The following is a 1,435-nucleotide window of genomic DNA, read 5'->3' as shown; positions in this document are numbered from 1 at the left end:
GTGAGTTTGGTATTTAATCGTAAGATTGAAATGTTTTTTAAAAAAGAAGATGAACATTCATTGGACGGCCAAAGCAAAATCTGCAATTGGTTGTATAATCAACTCGTACAGGCTGCGAGAGACGATTATGAAAAAGGGTCTCCTTTAGAGCTATTAAAAGGTAGAAATTTACGTGATTATGCAACTAATATGAAAGAAAGTCATCCGTTCCTTTGGACGGTTCATTCGTCTCCGTTAAAGAATACGGCTTTACGTTTAAAAGACGCATATGACCGTTTTTTTACGAAACAAAATGCTTATCCTAAGTTTCGAAGTTGGAAAGAAAAATGGTTCTCTCTTTATTTTGACGAACCAAACAAAGGATTTAAGTTACTAGATTCAAAGACGATTCAAATTTCATTTGGCAAAAATGATAAAGGTCAACAAATCAGAATATCCGGTTCTTTAAAAGAATCCTTTTCTCTTAGAGAATGCGAAGAGATTAAAACTTTTCGCGTATGCAAGCAGCAAGGAAATCGATTCTACGGCATTTTCACGATTGAACGATATGCAAATGGAGAAAAAGCGTTCATTCTAGCTAAAAAACAAGAGGAGAAAGAATGCAAACAACAAGAAAAAGAAGAACGCGAGCGTTTAAAAGCGTTGGGATTAGAAATTCCTAAGCCTAAAAAGCAGAAAAAGAAAAAAGCTAAAACAGAATATCCTGCGTTCCCAGAGGGAACAAGATGGGTAAGTTTAGATCCCAATCATAAAAACTTCTTTGTAGCTGTAGATTATCAAGGTATTTCTTACGAAATGAACAAATTATATCAAACAAAGTATTGGGATAGAAAAATCGATGAAATCAAAAGCAAAAGAGATGTATGTAATCGAAAATCGAGGAAAGGCATAACGACACACGGAAATTCATATTGGGAGCCAAGCATACGATGGAATCGCTATAATTGAGCTTTGAATAAAGCCTATCATACACGACGAGAACAGATTAAAGTCGCGTTATATAGTATGTCTCATTGGTTGTTTGATCAATATGATGTGGTTCTTATTGGCGATTATACGCCAACCAATGATACAGCCTCTTTAGATAATATGAAACGAAGTATGTTGAATCAAGACCACATTGGCGAGCTTCGTAAAATCTTAAAATGGGTCGCTGCTAAACGTGGGAAACAATGTGTAATCGTGGATGAAAAAAACACAACCAAAGAATGTTGTGTTTGCGGTCATAAAGAAAAGAAAGAACCGGAGGTTCGTTCTTTTACTTGTGTAATTTGCGAACATACTATTGTTCGCGATGTAAATAGCGCCATTAATATCGCTAAAAAAACATCTATATTGTCTGGCTCAGACTGGGTGGCAGAGTGGATTCTCGATACAACCACCTATGCGGTAAGGTATGATTTGTTTACAACAAGTCACAAGAAACCGATTGTAC

2 protein-coding genes are annotated in these 1,435 nt (G+C 35.9%); both read left to right on the top strand.

What is annotated here, in order from left to right:
• On the top strand, positions 1 to 948 hold a 948-nt coding region (locus tag D1953_RS21510), incomplete at its 5' end, for a nuclease/transposase family protein (protein WP_484237542.1).
• Positions 949 to 1,005: 57 nt separating this feature from the next.
• On the top strand, positions 1,006 to 1,435 hold a 430-nt coding region (locus D1953_RS20540), incomplete at its 3' end, for a zinc ribbon domain-containing protein (protein ID WP_182480700.1).

The sequence above is a fragment of the Peribacillus asahii genome, assembly GCF_003570725.1.
Classification (GTDB): domain Bacteria; phylum Bacillota; class Bacilli; order Bacillales; family DSM-1321; genus Peribacillus; species Peribacillus asahii.
This window is presented reverse-complemented; position numbering and strand designations above follow the sequence as displayed.